Below are 22,170 nucleotides of genomic sequence, written 5' to 3'. Positions count from 1 at the left end.
TACTACTATAAAAGCGGCACGAAAATTCGTGCCGCTTTCTTTGTGTATTAGTCTAAATTCTCTGACATTGCTTCAAATAACTGATGATTACCATACGCCCAGTACATCATACCGGCAAGACCTTTTTCCTTTACAAAGTCGCATTTAGCTTTAATAGAAGCTTTATCTTCAAAAGAAACAAAGTTTTTACCATTAAATAAGTATGGTGCTTGCGCTTTTTCATCAAAGTATTTTGTGTAGCCATGTAACTTGATTTGCTCTTCATCTTGAAGATTAAAACGGACATGACCGCTTCCAGTAGTTTTTGCAACTTGACCTAAACCATTATTCTCAGTTGAAGTTACGTTTTCCCACACTCTACCGTAAAATGCTGCTCCCAATACCATTTTCTCGTATGGTACACCAGCATCGTGATAGATTTGAACCGTTCTCATACTACATGGTCCGTTCTCATCGCCAGTTTGAGGTCCTAAACTTGCATGGTGTCCTGCTACATGAGTAAATCCTCCACGCAAGTCATATGTCATTAGGTTTACATAATCAAGGATTTGAGCGACTTTATCCATTTCTGTGCCTTCAATGAAATATGATTCACCGCCAACAGCGGCAGTTAACAAGTACTTTTTACCGTTCATTTTGCCTTTTTCATCGAGTGTTTTTCTAAGTTCTTCTAATAGTAAGGTGAAATTCACCTTATCTTCAGGACCATAAGCAATGCCTGCTTGATCGCTACATGGATATTCCCAGTCAATATCAATTCCATCAAAATCCCATTTTAAAACGATATCCATTGCAGTTTTGGCAAAGCTTTCTCTACCCTCTTTCGTTTTTGCAGCTTGGTTAAAACCATCTGCACCCCATCCGCCGACTGATAAAATTACCTTCAATTCGGGATTAACACTCTTATAAACAGCAATCCGATTTAAGTGTTTTAGATGTTTTACAGTTACTATACTATTTTTTACATGAGCAAATGCAATATTTAAATGTGTCATTCGTTGTAGATCACTAACTCTGATCTCATGAACTGAGTTTTCCATAAGATATGGTGCTAATATATGTTTTGGCATCCTTTTTCTCCAATCATTTGTTAAAGTTCTTTACTAAAGACATTCTACTATAACATTGAGAAAAATGCAATACTTTTTTTAATCGACAAAAATTATACAATCAATTATATTACTTTTACCCCACCTTGCTTACGTATATTAATACGATAGCAACAATTTTCTCCAAAAACTAACTTCATATGCTTAATATAATCATCTGTTACTGAAATTGGTAGATAAACTTGAATCGTACCTGCAAATCCTCCACCATGTACTCTACAGGCTCCCTGTCCTTTCAAAAACTGTTTTGTAAGGCATAATGCCAATGCAATACTCTGTTCAGTAGGATTATGTGGACTATACACATTTTGTAGATAATCGTAAGATGATTGCCCTGATGCATTGACTTCTTTTAAAAATGTGTCAATATCTTGATGTATTAAAGCATCGGCTTGCCGAGTAACACGATTTGTGTCTTCAAAGAAATGAATTGCCCTAAGAATTGCTCTATCACTTACTTGACCTCTTAACTTAGGAATATTTTGATAAAATACAGTAGTTTCTACTTCATTTAAATGTTCTTTATCAAAGCAGCTTGCAATATCTTTCATCTCATGTGGTATACTTGCATAATCATCCGTTAAATCTGAATGATTTGCACCTGTATTCACAATTACTAATTGATAGCCATGTTTTTTTAAATCAAATGTAATTGGATTTATAATAGGCTTTTTGATACAAGCAAAATCAATTGAAACAAAACCGCCTACTGCGCTTGCGGTTTGATCCATCAGCCCACTAGGCTTTCCAAAATAAACATTCTCTGCATATTGTGCAATTTGCGCAATTTCTATTGCCTTAAGCTCACTATTGCAATAAAGGTCATTTAAAACTGTACCTATCAACACTTCAAATGCTGCAGATGAAGAAAGCCCTGAACCACATAAAACGTCAGACATTGTATAGGCATCAAAACCGGATACAGGGTATCCACGTTCCTTTAGCCTTGATACGATCCCCCGAATTAACGCAGCTGATGTTTCTTTTTCATTTTCAACCACATTAAAATTATCTAATACTACTTCAGTTAATCCGAATCCTTCAGAAAAAACACGAATTACATTTGCATTTGTTTTATTCACAACTGCAATAATATCTAAATCAACTGCACCTGCGATAACACGCCCGTGCTGATGATCTGTATGGTTACCACCTACTTCTGTTCTACCAGGTGCACTAAATACAGATATATTATCTCCTTTTTGAAATTGTTGTTGATAACCTTCTATACAAGATAAATAACGTGCTTTTACTGTATTGATATTATCACTATATATGTTTTGCAATACGCTATTATATGCACCACTAACAATACTATCCTTAAGTTGCTCTATATTCATTTTCATTCCTCCACTCATTCTTGCTATCATAATTCATATCATAATACTTTTTCATTAAAATACAATGTAAGATTGTAGAACGTAATTTAATATATGTTGCTAAATTAGAAAACTAATATGATATGATTTATCTGATAAATCGTTTACTTCTTTCACATCATGATGTAAAATTGTAGAATTTAATTTTATATTTGTTGTTAATAGATAACATGATTTATTCCAAAATTACATTATGTTATTTACTTTATTCACAATATACAGTATAATAATTGTATAAAATATATATGGAGGCAACTCACTATGACTGGAAAAGAACGTTTTGCAAAAGCGTTAAGACGAGAAAAAATTGAAGGACATGTACCACACTTTGAATTAGTGTTTTTCTTAACAATGGAAGTATTGGGAAAAGTTCATCCTTCTCATCGTTTTTATGAGCAATGGAATCAAATGTCCCATACCGAAAAAAAATTACAAATGGAAGATATGGCTGATTGCTATATCAAAATTGCAGAGAAATATCATCACGATGCTATTTTCGTTCACCCTAACCCATGGGATTTAGAAAATGTAAAATGGTTACTAGAAACTATTCGTGAAAAAACTGGTGATCAATACTTTTTACTAATGCATGGTGATACAACTTGTGGTATTCCTGATGGTGAATCCATGATGGAATTTACAACACAAATGTACGAAGAGCCAGAGAAAATATTAGAACAACAAAAATCTTGGCAGGAAAATGCTTTTAAAACTGCAAATGCATTATCTAAAACCGGTCTACTAGACGGCTTTGCACTATGTTCTGACTATAGCTTTAATGTAAACCCATTTTTCTCACCTGATATCTTTGGTGAGTTAATTGCACCAAACTTAAAAGAAACTATCGACACTTATCGTAAGCTTGGCTTCTACTCTATTAAACACACTGACGGTAACATTAACCCTATTTTGGATCAAATTGTTGCTTGTGGACCGGATGCATTACATTCTATCGACCCTCAAGGCGGAATGAGCCTAACTGAAGTACGCCAAAAATATGGCGATAAGATTTGTACAATTGGTAATGTAAACTGTGGTTTATTACAAACTGGAACTGATGAAGAAGCTGCTGCAGATGTAAGAAGAACCCTTAAAGAAGGTATGGCAAACGGATATGGATATATATTCTCAACATCCAACTGCGTATATACTGGACTAGATTTAAAACGTTACGAAATGATGAATCAAATTTGGCGTGAAGAAGGCATTTATAGATAATAGCAATCATATTATCATAAAAAAAAGAACCGCATGAAGCGGTTCTTTTTTTAACTTTCGTAATCCTCAATAATCATTCTAAGCTTTTCATCATCTTGAACAAGTATACCTGTTTTTAACTCATGTTGGTCTACGGAAGGTAATGTATAAACAAAAACATCTATTGTTCGAAACGGTTTATTCTCATTTGTTTTATAAACACCAATTTGGTTATTATATTCCTTTAAGTAATATTTATATTCAACAGTATTTGTTTGTGCTTGTTCTGAGTTGTTTTTATTTGAATAATAATAAATAGCAATCAAACTGGTAATAATAACTAAAACAATGATTCCAACAAGAGTAATACGATAACGCTTTGCATTCAAATAAGGTCACCAACACTTTCTAAATGGAATGTATATGCTCTAGTATTACCAAAACTACCTTATTATATGCAATTATAAAGGATTGTGATTTTTTGGTTACAAATATTTAACTTTAAATATTGCCTATTGTGTGATATAATAATTGCTAAAGCAATTATTATATATTTTATTGGCGATGCGAAATTTGGCTTTGCCAAAGCCGCATATCGCCGATTATATCAACGCTTACGCTTCTTTGATATAATACTGTAAGTAAGGAGGGTTCTTATATGAATAATAACAACTCGACAACTCCAAGGGTAGTAAGAACAGGCCCAAAGACAACCAATAAAAGAAGTAGGAAAAAGCCATCATCTCCTACTGTTAAAAAAATGAAAAGAGCATTTGCTGTCATAGGCAAAGTTTTACTAACTACTATACTTGTTTTAACAATAACCGGATGCATTGTCGGTACTGCATTAACGATTTATGTAACCAAGTTTATTGATTCTGGTTCTGTTATTGATTTATCAACATTAAAATTAAGCTTTACTGGTACGATCTTTGCAAAAGATAAAGATGGAAAAGATGTAGAAGTTCAAAATATCAGCAACGGCGAAAATCGTGTGTGGGTGGACTATGAAAAGGTTCCACAAGATTTAAAAGATGCAATTGTATATGCAGAAGATGCAAGATTTTGGACGCACTCCGGTGTGGACTTTAAACGTACATTTGGTGCATTTTTTGGATTACTAATTGGCGAAAAAGGCTTTGGTGGTGGTTCAACCATAGCCCAACAGCTTATCAAAAACTATAATGGTGATATTAACAACCGTACAATTGAAGTTAAAATTAAAGAAATTATCACCGCTATGAATCTTGATAAAAATAATCCAAAGGAAACTATCTTAGAAGCATACATGAACTATATTGCTTTACACTATAACACTTATGGTGTGCAAGCGGGTGCAAAACTATACTTTAATAAAGATGTATCTGAATTGAATTTAGAGGAATGTGCAGCTTTAGCGGTTATTTCAAAAAGCCCTGCTACTTGTAATCCAATTCAAAATCCTGCAAGAAACAAAGAACGTAGACAATATGCGCTTAAACAGATGCTTAAGTATGGTGCTATAACGCAAGAAGAATTTGATAAAGCATATAATGCGGACTTAAAGCTTGCTGGTGATAAAAACAATGATCATGTAAAGGATGATAACGTCAAGACAACAGGTCCTGTTCAAAAAGTTCAAAGCTACTTTATTGATAGCGTTATTGATGAAGTTGTTAATGATTTAATGGTAGAAAAAGGCTATAACAAGAGTAATGCAACACAAAAATTGTATTCACAAGGCTTTAAAATCTACACTTCAATGGAAATTGAAACTCAAAAAATACTAGAAAACTATTTTGAAAACCCGGCGAACTTTAAATTCAAAGGCGAAGAAGCAAAATCACTACAAGCATATATGTCCATTATGAATTATGATGGTAATATCGTTGCAACAGTAGGCGGAAGAGGTAAAAAAGAAGGCAACCGTATTTTAAACAGAGCAGTATCCTCAAAACGACCTGCCGGTTCAACAATGAAACCACTAGGTGTATATGCGCCTGCTTTTGAACAAAACTTAATTAACTGGTCCACTGTTATGGAGGATAGTGCTGTTCAAAAAGTAAAAGATCCTGAAACAGGTGAAGAACGTGATTGGCCTAGCAACTATGAAAAACGATACGAAGGTCCAGTTACTATCATTGACGCATTGAGAGTTTCTAAAAATACAATTCCGGTGCGCATTGTAAATGCTTTGACTCCTCAAAATTCATTTGACTTTGTTTATAATAAGTTAAATTTAAAATCACTTATCCCTACAGGCAAAATCAACAATGTCAACCCAGCTAGCTTGGCTTTAGGCGATGGTGGTATTACTGTAAATGAATTAGTAGCTGCTTATCAGATTTTCGGTAATGGTGGTTACTATATTCAACCTAAGATGTATACCAAAGTAAAAGATGGCGAAGGAAAAGTTATTTTAGACACGACTACACGTGAAAGAAAACAAGTTATTTCCGGTGATACAGCTTATATTATGAATAAGGGCTTATGGAATGTTGTAGACAATGGTACTGGTAAATATGCAAAACTAAGCAATTGGGAAACCGTAGGAAAAACAGGTACTTCCAACGACAGAAAAGACCTATTGTTTATGGGCTTAACACCTTATTATGTTGCTGGTATTCGTTATGGATTTGATGATAACAAATTAGAAATCAACCAAGACCGCAGTGGTGGGTATGGACATCATTTAAAAACTTGGAAGAATGTTATGGAACAGGTTCATAAAGGACGTAATAAAGCTGATTTCGAATTGGATGGCTCAAACGTTGTTGAACTTGAATTCTGTAAGGAAACAGGATTGTTAGCTCAATCCGGATGTCCTAAAAAAGAAACAGGTTATTATAAGAAAAATAGTTTACCTGATGTTTGTAGCCTTCATGGCTCTACAGCTCCATAATTTTATCAAAAGCTACTACAAAGACTTATTAAACAAAAAGGAGGGCATTAGCCCTCCTTTTTGTTTAATAAGTCTCAGCTTGTAGAAAAAGTCTCCTAAATTCGATGATTTAGGGGACTTTTGACGCGAAAAATGGTATAATTAAATAGGGTGATTAAATGTTAGTTAAAGCTAAAAAAGACCGAACACAAGTAGAGTTTTTGTGCTTAGAAGAATTTATTCCAGCAGAACATTTGCTTAGAAAAATAGATAGTGCAGTGGATTTCTGTCATATATATGATTTCGTAGAGGATTTGTATTGTAAAGATAATGGAAGACCAAGCATAGACCCAGTAGTACTAATCAAAATGGTCTTAATACAACATTTGTATGGAATAAGTTCGTTGCGCAAATTGGTAGAAGAAGTACAAATGAACTGTGCATATCGTTGGTTTTTAGGATATTTAATGACAGAACAAATACCTCACTTTACAACAATAAGTTATGCCTTTAAACATAGATTTAACGAGAATACTATTGCATGCATTTTCAACTGGATATTGAATGAAATCAATGATATGGGATATCTTGACCCAGAGGTGGTATTTGTAGATGGAACCCATATAAAAGCAAATGCAAATATAAAAAAGGTTGTAAAGAAATCAATCCCCGTAGCAGCAAAACATTATGAGAAACAACTAATGGACGAAATCAATAAAGATAGAGAAGAACATAAAAAAAAGCCATTTGACGATACAAAGCCACCTAAAATAGAAGAAAAAATCATCAATGAATCAACCACTGACCCTGAAAGCGGTGTATTTCATAAAGGAGAGCATAAGAAATGCCTTGCTTATGAAGCACATACAGCTTGTGACAAAAAAGGCTACATTGTAGATGTTCATGTAACAGCAGGCAATGTACATGACAGCGTAGCATTCGATGATTTGTATGATAAATTAAAAGAAAACCACCCCGAAATCCAAACAATAGTGGCAGATAGTGCCTACAATACTCCCTATATTGCAAAAAGACTTATAGATGATGGAAAAGATTTATTAGTACCATATCGTAGACCAATGACAAAACAAGGCTTTTTTAAGAAATATGATTTTTCATATGATGAATATTTTGACTGTGTAGTATGTCCAAACAATAAAGTTTTACACTATTCCACCACGAATAGAGAAGGATACAAAGAATTTAAAAGCAATCCAAACGACTGTAAAATCTGTGGGTTTCGTTACAAATGCACTGAAAGTAAAGAATTCCAGAAACAATACACAGTTCATGTTTGGCATGAGTACTTAGAGCAAGTTTCAGATATTCGTTATGCAATAAAATACAAAGATCTTTATGCACAGCGAAAAGAAACGATTGAGCGAGTTTTTGCTGATGCGAAAGAAAAATACGCAATGCGTTATACACCTTATCGAGGTCTTGCCAAGTAACAAACTGGGTTAGGCTTAAATTTGCGTGCATGAACCTTAAAAAGCTGGCAATACATAAGTGGAGGGTGAACTCTCCTTTTTGTATCCTTTGCACTTTTTTCAAATTTTCAACCATATATTCAAAAGCCCGACTTTGGTTACGCCAAAATCGGGCTTTTTCTTCAGACTGAGACTTATTAAACAAAAAGGAGGGCATTAGCCCTCCTTTTTGTTTAATAAGTCTTTCAACTCAAAAGCAATTTGATAATATTGTTGTGCTTTATCTTTTTTCTCTGATGATTCTTCAATACTTTTCGCAATTTTTATTTGTTTTTGATATTGACGTTGTATATAAATTTTGGCTTCCTCTGATTGGTTCTCAGGTATTTTACCGACTAATAAAAACAATGCAGATGGTTCTTTTACCACACCTGTATATGCTACACACAATATCGTATAAGTTTTATTTTTATCAATAACGGGCATTTCGCTTAAAATTTCATACCCATTTTCACAAAGATATTTTCGTAGGTATGGAACAAATGTCATTGGCTGTAACAAAAAGCGTTTGTCTTTCTCTTTGGTATAAGATACACCTTGCAATATTTTCGCTATCAACTCTCCACCCATACCAGCAATTACAATATCTTGTGCTTTTGCTGACGGAACATTTTTAAGCCCATCTGAAAGAATTGTTTCAATTTGTGCTTCAAAGCCATAGCTTTGAATATGTTCCTTAGCACTTTGTAATGGCATCTCATTTATATCACAAGCAACACATTGCTTTGTAATACCCTCTTTTACTAAATAACAAGGGAGATATGCATGATCTGTTCCTACATCGCATACATAGCTGCCTTTTCGGATTAAATTTGCGATTGCCAATAATCGTTTGTCTAACATTCGCTATTCTCCTTAACGACTGCGTAATTTTTCGCACTCTTTAAAGTTATTTTTGCAAACAAAACTGTAACATATTGAGTTACTGTTAATATTACTAATGATAAAACATAATAAAAATTCGTTTGTGGTAATACCATAATTAGCAATACGCCTAAAATACGACCGAAATTCTTGTAGCATTCGGATGTAGAAATTAACTCTGTTTTTAATTCATTTGCATTTGGCACAAGCTCTAAAACAGTATACATCGTTGTTGTAGTTGGATTCACTACAAAAAATCCTAAAAATGAATTTGCAATAGATAACATCAAAATGGTAATTGTATTGAGCTGGAAGAAAAGAATACAAGCTAATGATGTTAAAATGGTAGTACCAAGCAACATTAACTTCATGCGGTTATTCGGCCGCATAATCTTTCCCGCAACAATGCAGGAAATCATAGATGTTACTCCTACTAAAGTTGTATTTAATCCTACCAAGCCCTCGCTTTGAACTATCTTAAATAATAAAACATTTAAGAAAAAGCTAAATGCACCTTCACGAATTCCTTTAAAGAAATCCATATGAATAACAAAAAACCATACTTTCTTTGTATATATGTTTTTTAATAACAAACGAAACTTGGTTTTTCCGCCTGTTGGCGCAACGACCGGTAATTTTGTAACTAAGTAAACAGCATATGTTGCTATAGCAAAACAAATGCCGAATACAACGTAATATCCAAGAAAGCCCGGTAAATTTTGAATTGCAGCCCCCGATACGAGAGGCATTACCAATGAAATAATACCTGCAAATATACCTAAAAAGGACATTGCAAGATCTCTTGTATCATCATTTGAATATATTAACAACGAATCAAAATAAATAATCCAATAAAAACCTGTAGCAATACCATGAACCATTGCTACAATTGCATATACTTGGTCTAAATTCTCCATGAAAATAAAGGTTAACAAGTAGGTAAGCATTGATAACGACACACCTATTACGATAATTACTTTATTATTGAACTTTTTCATGAACATAGCTGCCCAAGTCATAGAAAGTCCTACAAAGACGAAGTGAACCATATTATATTTTAATGCAATTGTATTTGGATCTGCGGCAACACGCATAAGCAAGGTATTAACAAATACCATCGTAATACTTGTTGCTAACAAGTACATTAAATGCATTCCAGAAAACTGCAAAAACTCTTTATTTAATCTATCAGCTCCCACAGCAAAAGACACTTTTGTTTTCATTCGATTTAAAATTAATTTCATAGAATGAAAGAAATTTTTCAAATATATGCACTCCATCCCCTATATGTAATTTATGTATTTATTTTAGCTAATACTATTATTCTCAATATTATGTCATTTAAAATAATTGATTGCATACATTAGGCTATCGTTAAAAACGATAGCCTTTTTCTATCTATTTATTGATATGTGCATTTAATTTTCCAACTAATTCGTCAACTGAGACTCCATGTACTTCACAAGCTTGCTCAAGCGTTTCTCCACGAGATGATGGACAACCTAAACAATGCATCCCCATTTCAAAAAAGTACTCTGCAGTTGTGCTGTCGTGATCTAAAATATCACCAATAATGCTATCTTTTGTTATTGTATATGCCATTTTTCATTACTCCTTTATTATGATATATGCCCGTTTCATATCATGAACAATAAGCGCATATTCGTAATGTTATTATACCCATTTCGACTACGCTTTGCAAGTTAATTTTTAATATTCTCTTGTATTTTTTTATTACATTATTCAACTTTTGAAAGTATAAAGCCAGGGCAAAATTGACCTGGCTTTTTGATATTATAGCGTTACTTTATGATATACTTTTTTACCTTTTTTAATTACAATATATCCTTTTTCAAAGTGATCTTTTGATACTTTCATAGTAGGGTCTGATACTTTTTCATCATCAATTGAAATACCCCCACCTTGAACCAATCTTCTTGCTTCACCATTGGATGGTGCAAGTTTTGTTTTTACAAGCAAATTCAAAATACCAATTGCATCCTCTTGGAAATCCGCTTCTGTAATTTGTGTACTTGGCATATCAGCATGGTTTGCATTCTGAGTAAACAGTGATTTTGCAGTATCCATTGCTTTTTTTGCTTCTTCTTCGCCATGAACCATTTTAGTAACTTCAAATGCTAGTAATTCTTTTACTGGATTTAATGCACTGCCTTCTAAATGTTCCATTGCTTCAATTTCTTCAATTGGAACAAAAGTAATGAGTTTCAAGCAATTGATAACATCTTGGTCATCAACATTTCTCCAGTATTGGAAGAACTCATATGGTGTTGTTTTTTCAGGATCAAGCCATAATGCGCCTTTTTCAGTTTTGCCCATTTTTTTGCCTTCTTTTGTTGTCAAAAGCGTAAATGTCATACCAAATACTTGCTCATTATTTACACGTCTAACTAAATCTACACCACCTAGGATATTAGACCATTGATCGTCTCCGCCCAACTCAACTTTACATCCTAATTCATTGTTTAAATGCAAGAAATCGTAGCTTTGCATTAACATGTAGTTAAACTCCAAGAAGCTTAATCCTTTTTCCAATCGAGATTTAAAACATTCCGCAGTTAACATTCTATTTACTGAGAAATGAACGCCTACATCTCTTAAAAATTCAATGTAGTTCATATTCTTCAGCCAATCACCATTTCTCACAATTAAAGCTTTACCATCAGAAAAATCAATAAATTTAGACATTTGTTTTCTAAAGCATTCAGCATTATGGTCGATTTCTTCCACTGTAAGCATTTTTCTCATATCAGTTTTTCCTGTTGGATCGCCAATCATAGTCGTACCTGTTCCTAATAGTGCAACAGGACGATGTCCAGCATTTTGCAAATGACGCATAACTACTAATTGTAGAAAGTGTCCTACATGTAAGCTATCTGCAGTTGCATCAAAGCCGATATAGAAAGTTACTTTCTCCTTATTAAATAATTCTTCAATTTGGTCTTCATGGGTTGCTTGAGCAATCAACCCACGTCTTCTTAGTTCTTCGAACACAGTCATGGTTCATTCTCCTTTTCCTAGTTAATACTCTTGTTACGAATATTTTAGGCATTATAAAAGCCCTCTATTCGTAAACCGAATAGAGGGCGAATTAATCGCGTTACCACCTCAATTTGTTATCACTTCACAATGATAACCTCACCATCTACCAGACACTTCTGAGAGATGCACGACACTATAACGGGTGTACCCGATGAGGCTTACTTTAGGCTTTGCTTTTCTTCCTCACAGCTCAAAGAGGTATTCACAATTCCTTGTTCCACGTTTTCACACCAACCAAACGCTCTCTTAAGGTAACATCGGATTGTTACTTGTTCTTATCAATGCCATTGCACTTATCGTATCACAATATGTTAATAATGTCAAGTTTGTGATTTGAAGTAACAAAAAATAATTAATTTGTAAATATTACGTAATCGACATTGTTGATTTAATATATTACAATGTGTATAAGAGGTGTTGTATATGAAAAAATTATTATTTTTGTTAATCGTTTTGGCTATCGTTGTTCTTTCTTTTTCTTCTTGCAGCAATAATACTCAGAATGAATCTATTCCAAATTCACAAGAAAATCTCTCAACTACTGATTACTATGCAACTGTATAATCGTACGAAACAGCAACAATACTGATTCTTTATCAAACATATAAATAAACTACTTTTCATTCGTAAAAATTATTATAAATAGTATTTCTATTACCTCTCAGACTTTTCTGAGAGGTTTTGGTTTTTCAACAATCATTTAACCCTGCTTAAAACTAAGCAGGGTTGAATATTACATACTTAAATTATTAAATTCACTTACATCCATTAGTGTATCATCTAAAACGGTATATTTAATTTTAATATTGTCACCTTTCATCGTTAAAGGCAGCTTTGCACTGGATGTAAGGTTTGCTCTAAATATAACCCCCGGTTTCTCTGTCATAGTAAAGCTATAGAAAGTTTGGTCGCCTTTGATTGTGAAGTTAATTCGGTCAACGGTTCCGATCGCTTCTAATTGAACCTTTTCTTCCCCTTTACCTAAGTTCGGTTTATCGGAAATATCATTCATTGTCTTTGCGTAATCAGCTTTTGCTTCATTCATGGTATCGCCAACACCAACAATCATATAATCCTTTACTGAAACAAATGCATATTTTTTAATCAGCTTTGCTGAGTCTTTCAATGTCATAAAGTAAGTTGGCTCGTTATACAAGTTCAAAATAAGCGGCATGGTTGCTGTATAGCCTAAATCTTGTACTTTACCTTGTGCAGATTGCATTGCAGAGTGTTCAGTAGCGCCACTCATACGATATAGAATTGGTTGTTTTGTAACCATATCAACCATGATAAACCCTGTTGCGCTTTCATCTACACCAACACTGGTAATTCCGGTAAACAAATAACAGTTTCCATCGTTATATACAATGTTACTACCTGCTGAAGTTTTATATTTATCTTTATTAGAGAAGTTAAAGATGCCATGAACATATTTACCCTTATTGTTAATTTGGTTCATGATATAATCTTCCGGCTGTACTCTATCAACCCATTTTGGAATATTATCTAAAGTATATTTTTGTGAAGAACCGGTTTGTGCATCAACAATGATTACACCATTCGCTTCAGGAAGCGAGTAACCAATTGTATTCTTATAGGTAGTCACTACCCAGAAAGGTTTACCTTCATCATTAAGTTCAAAAGAATAATCGGTAATACCGGAGAAGATACCACTGCTAAAACGAACTTTACGAGCTAAGTCATGTAAAAAATAGGAGTCTGGTTGAATTTTAATTTTATAATCTGCAATATATTTAACATCTTTTAAATTTGTTGCAGATACTGTAATATAGCCTGCTGATCCACTCATATTAGAAATCCATTTGAAGAAACCTGAATGACGTAATGGAACAGCCCAAATCAGCTTACCGTCAACAGATTGTATTGTTGGCTCCCCTAATTCAACTTGGCTACCTAGTGATGGCTTTTCGCCAAGTTTTTTATCAGCTAACGTTCTTGCTAGTTCTTTATCAACTACAGGAATTTGGCTTAAATCAATTGGTGCAACTTCTTCAGTAAACTTTTTCGCTTCCGGCTCTACCATTTGGTCACGATAGCTTTTCCAAAAAAAGATAGGATTGAAGATAATGTTAGCAAGAATGAACAATGCCCATAAAGTCACAACAATAATAATTGCACTTTTGTTAATCTTTTGCCCTTTATCAAATTTTATAGCTGGCTTTCCACGATCATCTGTATAATGAATTAACTTAAAAGATGAAATGTTCATGATTACAGTAAAAGCTGTGATCAATACTAGCCAAAAGATAGCTCCATCAGCATATAGCGGATTCAAGTTTGGTGCTGCAAAAAACACATATAACCCAATTAACAAAACTGCTACGAGAATAAGCCATATTTTTTTCTTTGGAGCTGAAATATTTGTTATCATTTGTATACCTCTTTCACATTTGATAATTATTGCACAAGAATACGATTGTCAAAATAGTAGTAAAACTTCCGCAAAGTAATATATAAGCGATCTTAGGCTTTTTACCTACTAAATAGTTAGACGCAACCCCAATTAGTACTACTCCAATAGCCAAACCAATAATTACGATTAATGATTGAATATCAGCTGTTACAACCTTGCCTAAATACTCATTTAAAATATTAGCAATAAGTTGAAAAAAAGGCACAATAATTAACGGTGCTGTCGCTGCTGCGTAGTTCTTTTTTTTAACACGAATAAAAAGAATCGACATAACAGTAAAAATTATAATAATTGCTATAGATTCAACTATCATAGTATCACTCCTTGTTTAAAAAGTATAGCATACTTCATCATAAAAAAAGTAAACAAATTTTAAACGCAAGCGCTTATTTTAATAAATTCTTAAAACATTGCTTGCGTTTTTAATTTACTATATATTCTTTCCTTATTTAAAAGAATCTAAGAAAACTTTCTTTGCTTTTGTGGAATCACTGGTTACTGCATAAAAAGCGTAGTCGCCTTTAATTTCAATTGCTGCTTTCTTAATCATTGCAGCAGCTTCAGGATTATAAGAAGAAAATAATTCACTTTGTGCATCTCTTCTTGCTTCTAATTTTGTTTTAATAGCGTTCATATCAGTTCCGCTTGCCATTTTAGAAATGAAAACCTCTTCCCCATCAACACCGCTGCTCGCTACAGAGTAAGATAATTGGTCTATTTTTTTAGTGTCGAGATCTAAATAAATTGATAAATTTTCTTTTGTAACTTCAGCCATTTCAGGAAGCTTTGTTTCGCTTGTTATTTTCTTCATAACATCACTTGTATTCGGTTGCTTTCCTCCTGCACCGCAAGCTGTCATCGTTAGCATAATTGCAGCTACCATTAAAATTGTAATAATTCTCTTCATATTTATTCTCCTTTATTCACTTGCTTCAGGTGTTAAAACACCGCCAACAGTATGGGTTCTATAATAATCCGCCATCGCTTGATATCCATTTCTCATTAAATGTACTCCATCTTTCGCATCGTAATCATCAGATAAAACTCCGTCTTTATTTACCAATGCTTCATGAATATTCAAATAGAAAACTTTCTTTTTTTCTGCTAAAGCTTCAACCATTTTATTAAATTCGTTAATTTTTTCATTTGTAAAAGTCTTTCCATCCCTTTTATATCGAAGTTCGGCTTCATTGGTAATTGGCGGAACAGATTCAAGATATATAGTGGATTTTGGATATGTGCTTTTGATACGATCTAGTACCGTCTCGTAATATTCAATATGTGCTGAATTATCATACCATGGTAATCCATTTGTTCCTAATAGAATATATATCTTTTTCGGTTCGAAACCTAAGGTTTTAATAGCATCGAATAACGTGTATTTTTTTGATTGCACATCAAAAACAGGCTTGTCTGATGCAATCTGATTGAATCCGATATTTTGTGCAGCGATTACATTTTGTGGTACCAATGCTTGACTGTTACGAAACCCAACTGAAATAGAGTCACCAATAAATACAGCATCTTTAAAATATTCTACAGCAACTTGATCCGATTTTGGAACCCGAACATAATTGATAGGAACTTGTACAGGCTTTGGCTGTTCTTTACTCGAATTTTTACTAGCTTCTTTGGAATCAGCCCCAGACGTTACTTGGCTACTTGTATTTGAAATTTTACCTATTTGCACTTTGTTATCTTTGTTTAAATCGTCTTTTAGAAATAAGGTAAAGATAGTAGCAATAATAATTACTACAATGATTATCAGCGATAATAAGACAAATAATGGAGCTTTGGTTTTTCTTGTTTGTCTTATAATTTTTCTACTCATACTTATCTATTCCATTTCTCCAGCATATTTATTTTATTAACCTCATTTACCGTTGCTGGATGATAACGAGATATACTAAAATGAACGAATAATGTCACATTATACGGTACAGGTTATAGTATAATATAACAATACTCAAAAGACAATTCCAAATTAGATAATAAGTAGTTACAAATCAGTTACATTAATGTTATTGGAATACACATGCAATTGATTTTCCAATTAACTTCATATCTTCTTTCACACTAAGCTTTTTTAAATACTCTAAATTATATTTCATTTTATCCGGTAAAATTTGTTCAATATATACTTTTTGAGGATCTTCTTTTCCAGACAATAAAGAATTTTCATCTTTATACTTCACACTTGCAAGGCTCAACATACCCGGTGGCAATAGAAGCGTAGCATACATTTCGTCTGTATAAACATCCACGTACCTTTTTACTTCAGGGCGAGTTCCAATAATAGACATATCGCCTTTTATTACATTCAAAAGCTGTGGCATTTCGTCCATGTTGATTGCACGTAAAAAACGGCCAAATGGAGTAATTCTTGAATCATTATTAGTCGTAAGCTGCACACCTTTTTTATCGGCATCTTGAACCATAGTTCGAAACTTTAAAATGTAAAACAGTCTCATATCTTTTCCAACACGTTCTTGTTTGAAAAGAATTGGGCCTCTTGAGGTCAGTTTAATTAATAAAGCAAAGATAAGAAAGAAAGGTGAAACTAATAAAAATAGGAAACTACATAAAATCACTTCTAAAAAGCGTTTCCAAAACAGACTTGCTTTTTTATTAATCAATATTTCATGATATACTTTCACAGAATCTGTTTGCATTTTAACGGGAAGTTTTTCAAATTCGGTAATATGCATAGTGCCTCCTGATGTTATTGTAAAACATTTAAAAAACGTTTTGCTAATTTTTCATAATTGTGATTTTCAAGAACATATTCATATCCGTTTATACCCAATTTATCCAATTGCTCTTTTGCCATTTTTGAAAGTTGTAAAGCAGCTTCCGCTATTGCCTTTGAATCCTCAGAAGGAATGGAAATACCGCAGTTTGCTTCCTTTGCATAATCATTGGAGGATTCTATTGCATAAATCATTGGTCGTTTTGATAACATATAATCAAATATCTTATTCATTCCGACACCAAAACGATATAAAGGCGTTTTCTTAGCACCGATATATAATGCATCTGCTAATTTTAAAGTCTGATTTACTTGCGTTTTTAATACGCTTGGAAGTATTGCTATATTTTTAATTTGTTTATCACTAATTTCTTGTGTGTACATTTCTTTTAACGGGCCGCCCCCGACCATGACAATCTGAATGTTTTCATTCATGTATTCAGCACTAGCCATTAAATCATCTAATGCATTCGCTTTAGAAAATCCACCTAAATACATTAAGACAAACTTTCCTTGCTCTTTCAATTTAGAAACTGCATCAACTATTTCAACGGGTGGCTGTTGTTCATCCGCATTGTCAACAATAACTCCATTTGGAATATAAGTATAGTTAACATCATGATAGCCAAGCTCTTTAATATGTCTATCTACATGAGGTAGGATTGAAATAACTGCATCCACGTTTTCATAAGCATAGTTTGCAGCACGTTGAATATGTCGCATTGCAAAATTTTTAGGACTGATATGATAAAGCTCAATTAATGAAAGCGGCCAAATATCGTGAATTTCAAAGCAGACCTTGATATTTGCGTCATACTCGGCAATTTGTTTTGCAACCTTAACATCATATGGATACGTTGATGAAGCTACAATCACATTGGGACGGTATTTTTCATAGATTGCTTTTCGATTCCGTTTTAATGTTTTTAAAAAGCTTTTGACATTTAACAAACGTTTTAAATCATTTCTAACATAGGGTGTTGTCTTAATGAAAACATACCTTACACCATCTATATATTCTTCTTGAAAGCTTTTTTGAATAGACGGATTCTTTTTGCGTAAATGGGAACAATCCGCAGCAATAACCGTTACATCATGCCCTAATTTAACAAGCTCTCGTCCCATATAGAAAGGTCTGAATTCCATACCATATTCGTCGCTTCCTGCGTAATGATTAATAATCATAATATTCATGGTATCAGTTTTCCTTTCTGTTATTATAAAATGCTAATAATTTTTGTTGTTCGATTTCCCAATTGTATTTTTCCAATACCTTTTTTCGTCCACTCTCGCCCATTTGCGAAGCTTCTTTTTGATGGTTAAAAAGATAGAGAATTGCATCTTTTATATCACCCGAATTCATTGGATCTACGCAAATTCCGCATTGAGCATCATCTACGATTGCCTTCCAATATGGAAAATCAGAAGATATAACCGGTACTTCAGCTATCATATATTCAAACATTTTAACCGGTAGAGCCGTTAAATATTTAGGAATTGGGTGAAGGGTTACTAATCCTGCTTTTACCCTAGATAAAACTTCTTTTACTTCTTCTCTTCCAATAAAGCCACGATAATCCACATTCTTATATCCGGGATGATTTTGAACCTCTTGCTTTAATTCCTGAGTTTCAAATTCACCTGCTAATATCAACTTAATATCTGTTCCTTGAATTGCATCAAGCATTTCAAAAATCCCTCTGATTTTAGTAATTCCGCCAATATAACAGATTTCGTTTTTTCGGTCATTATTATCATTATCAGTTAGTTCAAATTCTTCAAGCTTAGGATAATTGCAAACCATAATTGTATTCGGATTTAATGGAGCCATTCTATCATAAATGACAGGCTCAGCGGCAACGATTCCATATAGCTTTTTTGCTGCTTTTACTTCATGTTTTTCAAATAATTGAGAAGCTACTTTTGCAATAAAAGGTTTTAAATACGGCTTAGTCAGAATTTGTCTTGGAACATCCTCGTGAATGTCATAAATTACTTTTGCAAATTTCTGCAATTTTAATCCTGCTTTAATGAGCTCAGGATCATGAAAATGATAATAGTCACATTGCAGTGACTTTGCGGCTTTATAAAAACAAGATGTAGCAGAAAGAATACGTTTTGTTCTTCCTGATGGTATGTTTACCTTAATAAAATGAATGCCAAATTCATCTGTCCATTCTGTTTGTTCTGGACTCTTTAAGTTTGAACACAATATCGTTACATCATATCCAGCTTTTTTAAATGCTTTTGCTTCTTTATGATAAATGCGTACATCATCGAAACGATGTACACTCGTCATAATACAAACTGATTTTGTTTTAGACATTTGCTTTCTCCTTTTGGTTGACATATATGATACCGCATAAAACGGCCAACATAATCTGGAAGAACACATCATTCATCATTCCATATGCTCCGGATATAAAGTTATTAACAAATACCAAAGCAAACGGAATAACAAGTGCAATACCGATTCTCTTTTTGTATTGAATTGCACGTATCATGTAAGCGATAATTGTTCCAACTAACGTTAAACCTAAAATCAGCTTAATCAATCCGCCGTTTAATAAATCGGCTAATGTAAAGTTATGAACGCTCAGCCAACCTTTTGGACGTGGATGATCTTTATCGATTGAATATGCTTTTAATAATGCTTCATCGGTTGTTGTATCATACATATATAAATCGTAAGCAGCACCTCTTCCAAAAATCCATTCTGTTACGTTATAATCTTTTAATTCATTAAAAGCAACAGAATATATTAAAGAACGTTTGCTATACATTGATTTATCGCTAATCGTTTCCAAAACTGCGCTAATTGTTTTTTCATCTTTCGTTTCTTCTTTCGTTGGTACATCAATTCCATTGCTTTGCTCATTAGCAAGCCAAGCTTTGTATGCAGCTTCTTTTTCTGCACCAAACTTGCTGAAAATCGGTAAGGAAGATGATGTAATAAAGAATATCACAACAATTATACTCAAAAAAGCAAGATTTTCGAACAAAATTCGTTTTGTTGCTGTTTTAGAAACCATCAAACGAATCACTTCAAATAAAACTGCAAACAAAAAGAAATATGGAACCATGATTGCCATTCTTCGTGAGCCTGCAAAATAAAATGTAGGCATATTTACAACGCAAACTGCTGTGTAGATTAAAATTCTCTTGAAAAAAGAAAGCTTACAATAATTCATTAAGTAGACACTTGCAAAAATGATTCCAAAAATAATAATAGAAGCATATACATTGTAATCTCTAGCTGTACTTAACCTTTGAAAGTAGATTGGCTTTTGAGATAAAAAGTAATATAAATAAGTTCCAATAGAAACAAGAGTGCCTGTAAGTGCCACACTGATAATAATATGGACTATTTTATTCGTTATCTTACAATAGTAAACGCTTGCTAAAAATATCCCAACATATTCAATCATATAGGGAAATTTCTTTACCGATAATAATAAATCTCGTGTATAAAGTATGGTAATAACATCCCATATGAAATAGAGTGCTAATACGATATATAGAATTTTTGCAGATTGAAAAATTCCCTTCATTCTCGCTAATACCGCTTTTTTATCCTCTTTTAGATCCAAAATAACGCAAAACACAAATATAGTCAGCATAATCAAGAACATAAGCTTATCAAAAAAAGTGGAAACGGAAAATGACAAAACGCCTACGCAACCAATAATTGTTAAACATAAAGCAATCCCTAAAAGACGATGTCTATTTTCACTCTTTGTCATTTTATTTTCCTCCTAACTTAAATCGTTTAAGTTTGTCCCTTAGCAAGCTTTCTTGTATAAAGCAAACTAATAGTATACATTACTCCGTTGGAAATACCGTATAGTAAAACCATGATATATGGATTATGAGTAAGAGCAAAGCCAAGCAAAAATGCAACTGAAGATGATATGCAAAATGCAATCTGCCATTTCATGTCAAATGCTTGCTTTCCTGCTATGAAAGTCATAAAAGTCAGCGGAGCTGCAACAAATCGAATATAGAAAAATGGAGCCATTATCATAATAAAATAGCCAGCCATTGCAAATTCTTTTTTATAGATTATATCTAATACAGGCTTTCCACCAAACATAATTAAAATAAACGGAATAATTGCTGCTAACGCTAATGTTTTAAATGTAACTTTATATGTTTGATAGCATTCATGGTCATCTACATAATCTCGGCTTGCTTTTTGACGAAAAACATCACGAACTGCCTCTGAAACTAACGCAATCGGTGCTGCCAGTATGCTTTCCATCATCGTATATTGCCCAACAATACTTGTGTTTTCAAAAAAGCCGAGCAATAAAATAGGTAATTTCATTGTTAAATTATTTACAACGCTTGATATTACTGAAAATTTAGGAAAATTGATGTGTTCTAATGCAAGTTCCTTCATGCGTTTGAAATCAATTTTAATTTGATATGATTTGTAATCGTTTATTGCATAGACTAATAAAATTACCAAAACAATTGCTTGAGAAGCAATATAGCCCCAAATCATACTATCTTGACGAGTTGGCTTGAACCAATAGAAAAAGGCGCTGAATAAAGCAACTAAAAAACCTTGAATGGTACGATTTATAGCAAGTCTTTTATATTTTTTCTTTCGATTCAGCCAATAATTAATAGAAAAATATACGCCCAAAATAGCTAAGGTAATCGGTAAAAAGCGTATCCATCCAACATCAACTTGAAATCCAAATTGTAAAACCATTAAAACAACGCCCATTACCGAAGCTAATATAACGGAAAGTCCCGACGATAACATGGTTATCATAAATCCATCATTATCATCTTTAGGCAACATAATTGCCAATTCATAACGTCCGGTAAAAACACCTATTAAAATAGAGTACCAAGCTAAATATTTTCCATAATCGCCGAGTACTACATCTCCCAAAAACAATGCTAACACAACTTGGGTTAATGCTTTTAATACCTGCGAAAGCACAGTTCCCGTCATAAGGATTGCAGAGTTTTTGGCATATTCACTTTTTTTAAATCGTGATAATAATTTCATAA

The 22,170-nt window shown here is 33.2% G+C and carries 19 protein-coding genes, 1 pseudogene and 1 other annotated feature; of the genes and pseudogenes, 4 read left to right on the top strand and 16 right to left on the bottom strand.

Annotation, left to right across the window (positions count from 1 at the left end; translation table 11 throughout):
* Positions 1-47 precede the first annotated feature (47 nt).
* Both RBG61_RS11490 and RBG61_RS11485 read right to left on the bottom strand, forming a co-directional pair.
* Entirely contained in the window at positions 48-1,070 is a 1,023-nt protein-coding gene (locus RBG61_RS11490) for a glycoside hydrolase family 18 protein (protein ID WP_307943610.1), read from the bottom strand.
* 104 nt (positions 1,071-1,174) lie between these two features.
* Positions 1,175-2,449: a galactokinase gene (locus RBG61_RS11485; RefSeq protein ID WP_307943607.1), complete on the bottom strand. Its 1,275-nt coding sequence runs from the start codon at positions 2,447-2,449 to the stop codon at positions 1,175-1,177.
* 300 nt (positions 2,450-2,749) lie between these two features.
* On the opposite strand from RBG61_RS11485, the gene RBG61_RS11480 reads away from it, so the two are divergent.
* On the top strand, positions 2,750-3,706 hold the full coding sequence (locus tag RBG61_RS11480) for a uroporphyrinogen decarboxylase family protein (RefSeq protein ID WP_307943604.1): 957 nt from the start codon (positions 2,750-2,752) through the stop codon (positions 3,704-3,706).
* A gap of 50 nt (positions 3,707-3,756) precedes the next feature.
* On the opposite strand, the gene RBG61_RS11475 is transcribed toward RBG61_RS11480, so the two are convergent.
* Complete coding sequence (locus tag RBG61_RS11475; protein WP_307943600.1) at positions 3,757-4,074, bottom strand: hypothetical protein; 318 nt, start codon at positions 4,072-4,074, stop codon at positions 3,757-3,759.
* A 269-nt stretch (positions 4,075-4,343) separates the two neighbouring features.
* Between RBG61_RS11475 and RBG61_RS11470 the strand changes: the two genes are divergently transcribed.
* Positions 4,344-6,566, top strand: coding sequence for a transglycosylase domain-containing protein (locus RBG61_RS11470; protein WP_307943597.1), 2,223 nt, complete (start codon positions 4,344-4,346; stop codon positions 6,564-6,566).
* A gap of 158 nt (positions 6,567-6,724) precedes the next feature.
* Positions 6,725-8,166 (top strand): annotated as a pseudogene (locus tag RBG61_RS11465) (IS1182 family transposase).
* A 25-nt stretch (positions 8,167-8,191) separates the two neighbouring features.
* Here the strand turns inward: RBG61_RS11465 and RBG61_RS11460 are convergent.
* The 4 genes from RBG61_RS11460 to tyrS form a co-directional block, all read right to left on the bottom strand.
* Positions 8,192-8,878, bottom strand: a complete 687-nt coding sequence (locus RBG61_RS11460) for a tRNA (adenine(22)-N(1))-methyltransferase (protein ID WP_307943594.1) — start codon at positions 8,876-8,878, stop codon at positions 8,192-8,194.
* On the bottom strand, positions 8,872-10,164 hold the full coding sequence (locus RBG61_RS11455) for an MFS transporter (protein WP_307943592.1): 1,293 nt from the start codon (positions 10,162-10,164) through the stop codon (positions 8,872-8,874). The genes RBG61_RS11460 and RBG61_RS11455 overlap by 7 nt, the downstream gene beginning before the upstream one ends.
* A gap of 133 nt (positions 10,165-10,297) precedes the next feature.
* Positions 10,298-10,501 carry a DUF1858 domain-containing protein gene (locus RBG61_RS11450; RefSeq protein ID WP_307943591.1) on the bottom strand — a complete coding sequence of 68 codons (204 nt, stop codon included), beginning with the start codon at positions 10,499-10,501 and terminating at the stop codon, positions 10,298-10,300.
* A gap of 192 nt (positions 10,502-10,693) precedes the next feature.
* Positions 10,694-11,917, bottom strand: coding sequence for a tyrosine--tRNA ligase (gene tyrS, locus RBG61_RS11445; RefSeq protein WP_307943589.1), 1,224 nt, complete (start codon positions 11,915-11,917; stop codon positions 10,694-10,696).
* A gap of 79 nt (positions 11,918-11,996) precedes the next feature.
* Positions 11,997-12,250, bottom strand: a binding site (T-box leader).
* Positions 12,251-12,382: 132 nt separating this feature from the next.
* Between tyrS and RBG61_RS11440 the strand changes: the two genes are divergently transcribed.
* Entirely contained in the window at positions 12,383-12,523 is a 141-nt protein-coding gene (locus tag RBG61_RS11440) for a hypothetical protein (protein ID WP_307943587.1), read from the top strand.
* 169 nt (positions 12,524-12,692) lie between these two features.
* On the opposite strand, the gene RBG61_RS11435 is transcribed toward RBG61_RS11440, so the two are convergent.
* From RBG61_RS11435 to RBG61_RS11395, 9 genes are all read right to left on the bottom strand, one after another.
* Positions 12,693-14,351, bottom strand: coding sequence for a hypothetical protein (locus RBG61_RS11435; protein WP_307943585.1), 1,659 nt, complete (start codon positions 14,349-14,351; stop codon positions 12,693-12,695).
* A 13-nt stretch (positions 14,352-14,364) separates the two neighbouring features.
* Positions 14,365-14,706 carry a hypothetical protein gene (locus RBG61_RS11430; RefSeq protein ID WP_307943582.1) on the bottom strand — a complete coding sequence of 114 codons (342 nt, stop codon included), beginning with the start codon at positions 14,704-14,706 and terminating at the stop codon, positions 14,365-14,367.
* A 132-nt stretch (positions 14,707-14,838) separates the two neighbouring features.
* On the bottom strand, positions 14,839-15,300 hold the full coding sequence (locus tag RBG61_RS11425) for a DUF4358 domain-containing protein (protein ID WP_307943579.1): 462 nt from the start codon (positions 15,298-15,300) through the stop codon (positions 14,839-14,841).
* A 12-nt stretch (positions 15,301-15,312) separates the two neighbouring features.
* Positions 15,313-16,224, bottom strand: coding sequence for a GDSL-type esterase/lipase family protein (locus tag RBG61_RS11420; RefSeq protein WP_307943577.1), 912 nt, complete (start codon positions 16,222-16,224; stop codon positions 15,313-15,315).
* A gap of 190 nt (positions 16,225-16,414) precedes the next feature.
* Positions 16,415-17,101, bottom strand: coding sequence for a sugar transferase (locus tag RBG61_RS11415; RefSeq protein WP_307943575.1), 687 nt, complete (start codon positions 17,099-17,101; stop codon positions 16,415-16,417).
* Between the two features lie 14 nt (positions 17,102-17,115).
* Entirely contained in the window at positions 17,116-18,336 is a 1,221-nt protein-coding gene (locus RBG61_RS11410) for a glycosyltransferase family 4 protein (protein WP_307943572.1), read from the bottom strand.
* Positions 18,337-18,340: 4 nt separating this feature from the next.
* Positions 18,341-19,468 (bottom strand): glycosyltransferase family 4 protein, encoded by a 1,128-nt coding sequence (locus RBG61_RS11405; RefSeq protein WP_307943569.1) that lies wholly within the window; start codon positions 19,466-19,468, stop codon positions 18,341-18,343.
* Positions 19,461-20,885 carry a hypothetical protein gene (locus RBG61_RS11400; protein ID WP_307943566.1) on the bottom strand — a complete coding sequence of 475 codons (1,425 nt, stop codon included), beginning with the start codon at positions 20,883-20,885 and terminating at the stop codon, positions 19,461-19,463. The genes RBG61_RS11405 and RBG61_RS11400 overlap by 8 nt, the downstream gene beginning before the upstream one ends.
* A 26-nt stretch (positions 20,886-20,911) precedes the next feature.
* Complete coding sequence (locus RBG61_RS11395; RefSeq protein WP_307943563.1) at positions 20,912-22,168, bottom strand: lipopolysaccharide biosynthesis protein; 1,257 nt, start codon at positions 22,166-22,168, stop codon at positions 20,912-20,914.
* Positions 22,169-22,170: the final 2 nt, after the last annotated feature.

This window comes from Paludicola sp. MB14-C6 (genome assembly GCF_030908625.1).
Lineage (GTDB): Bacteria > Bacillota > Clostridia > Oscillospirales > Ruminococcaceae > Paludihabitans.
Note: the sequence above shows the minus strand (reverse complement) of the source record. Positions and strands in the feature narration are given on the sequence as shown.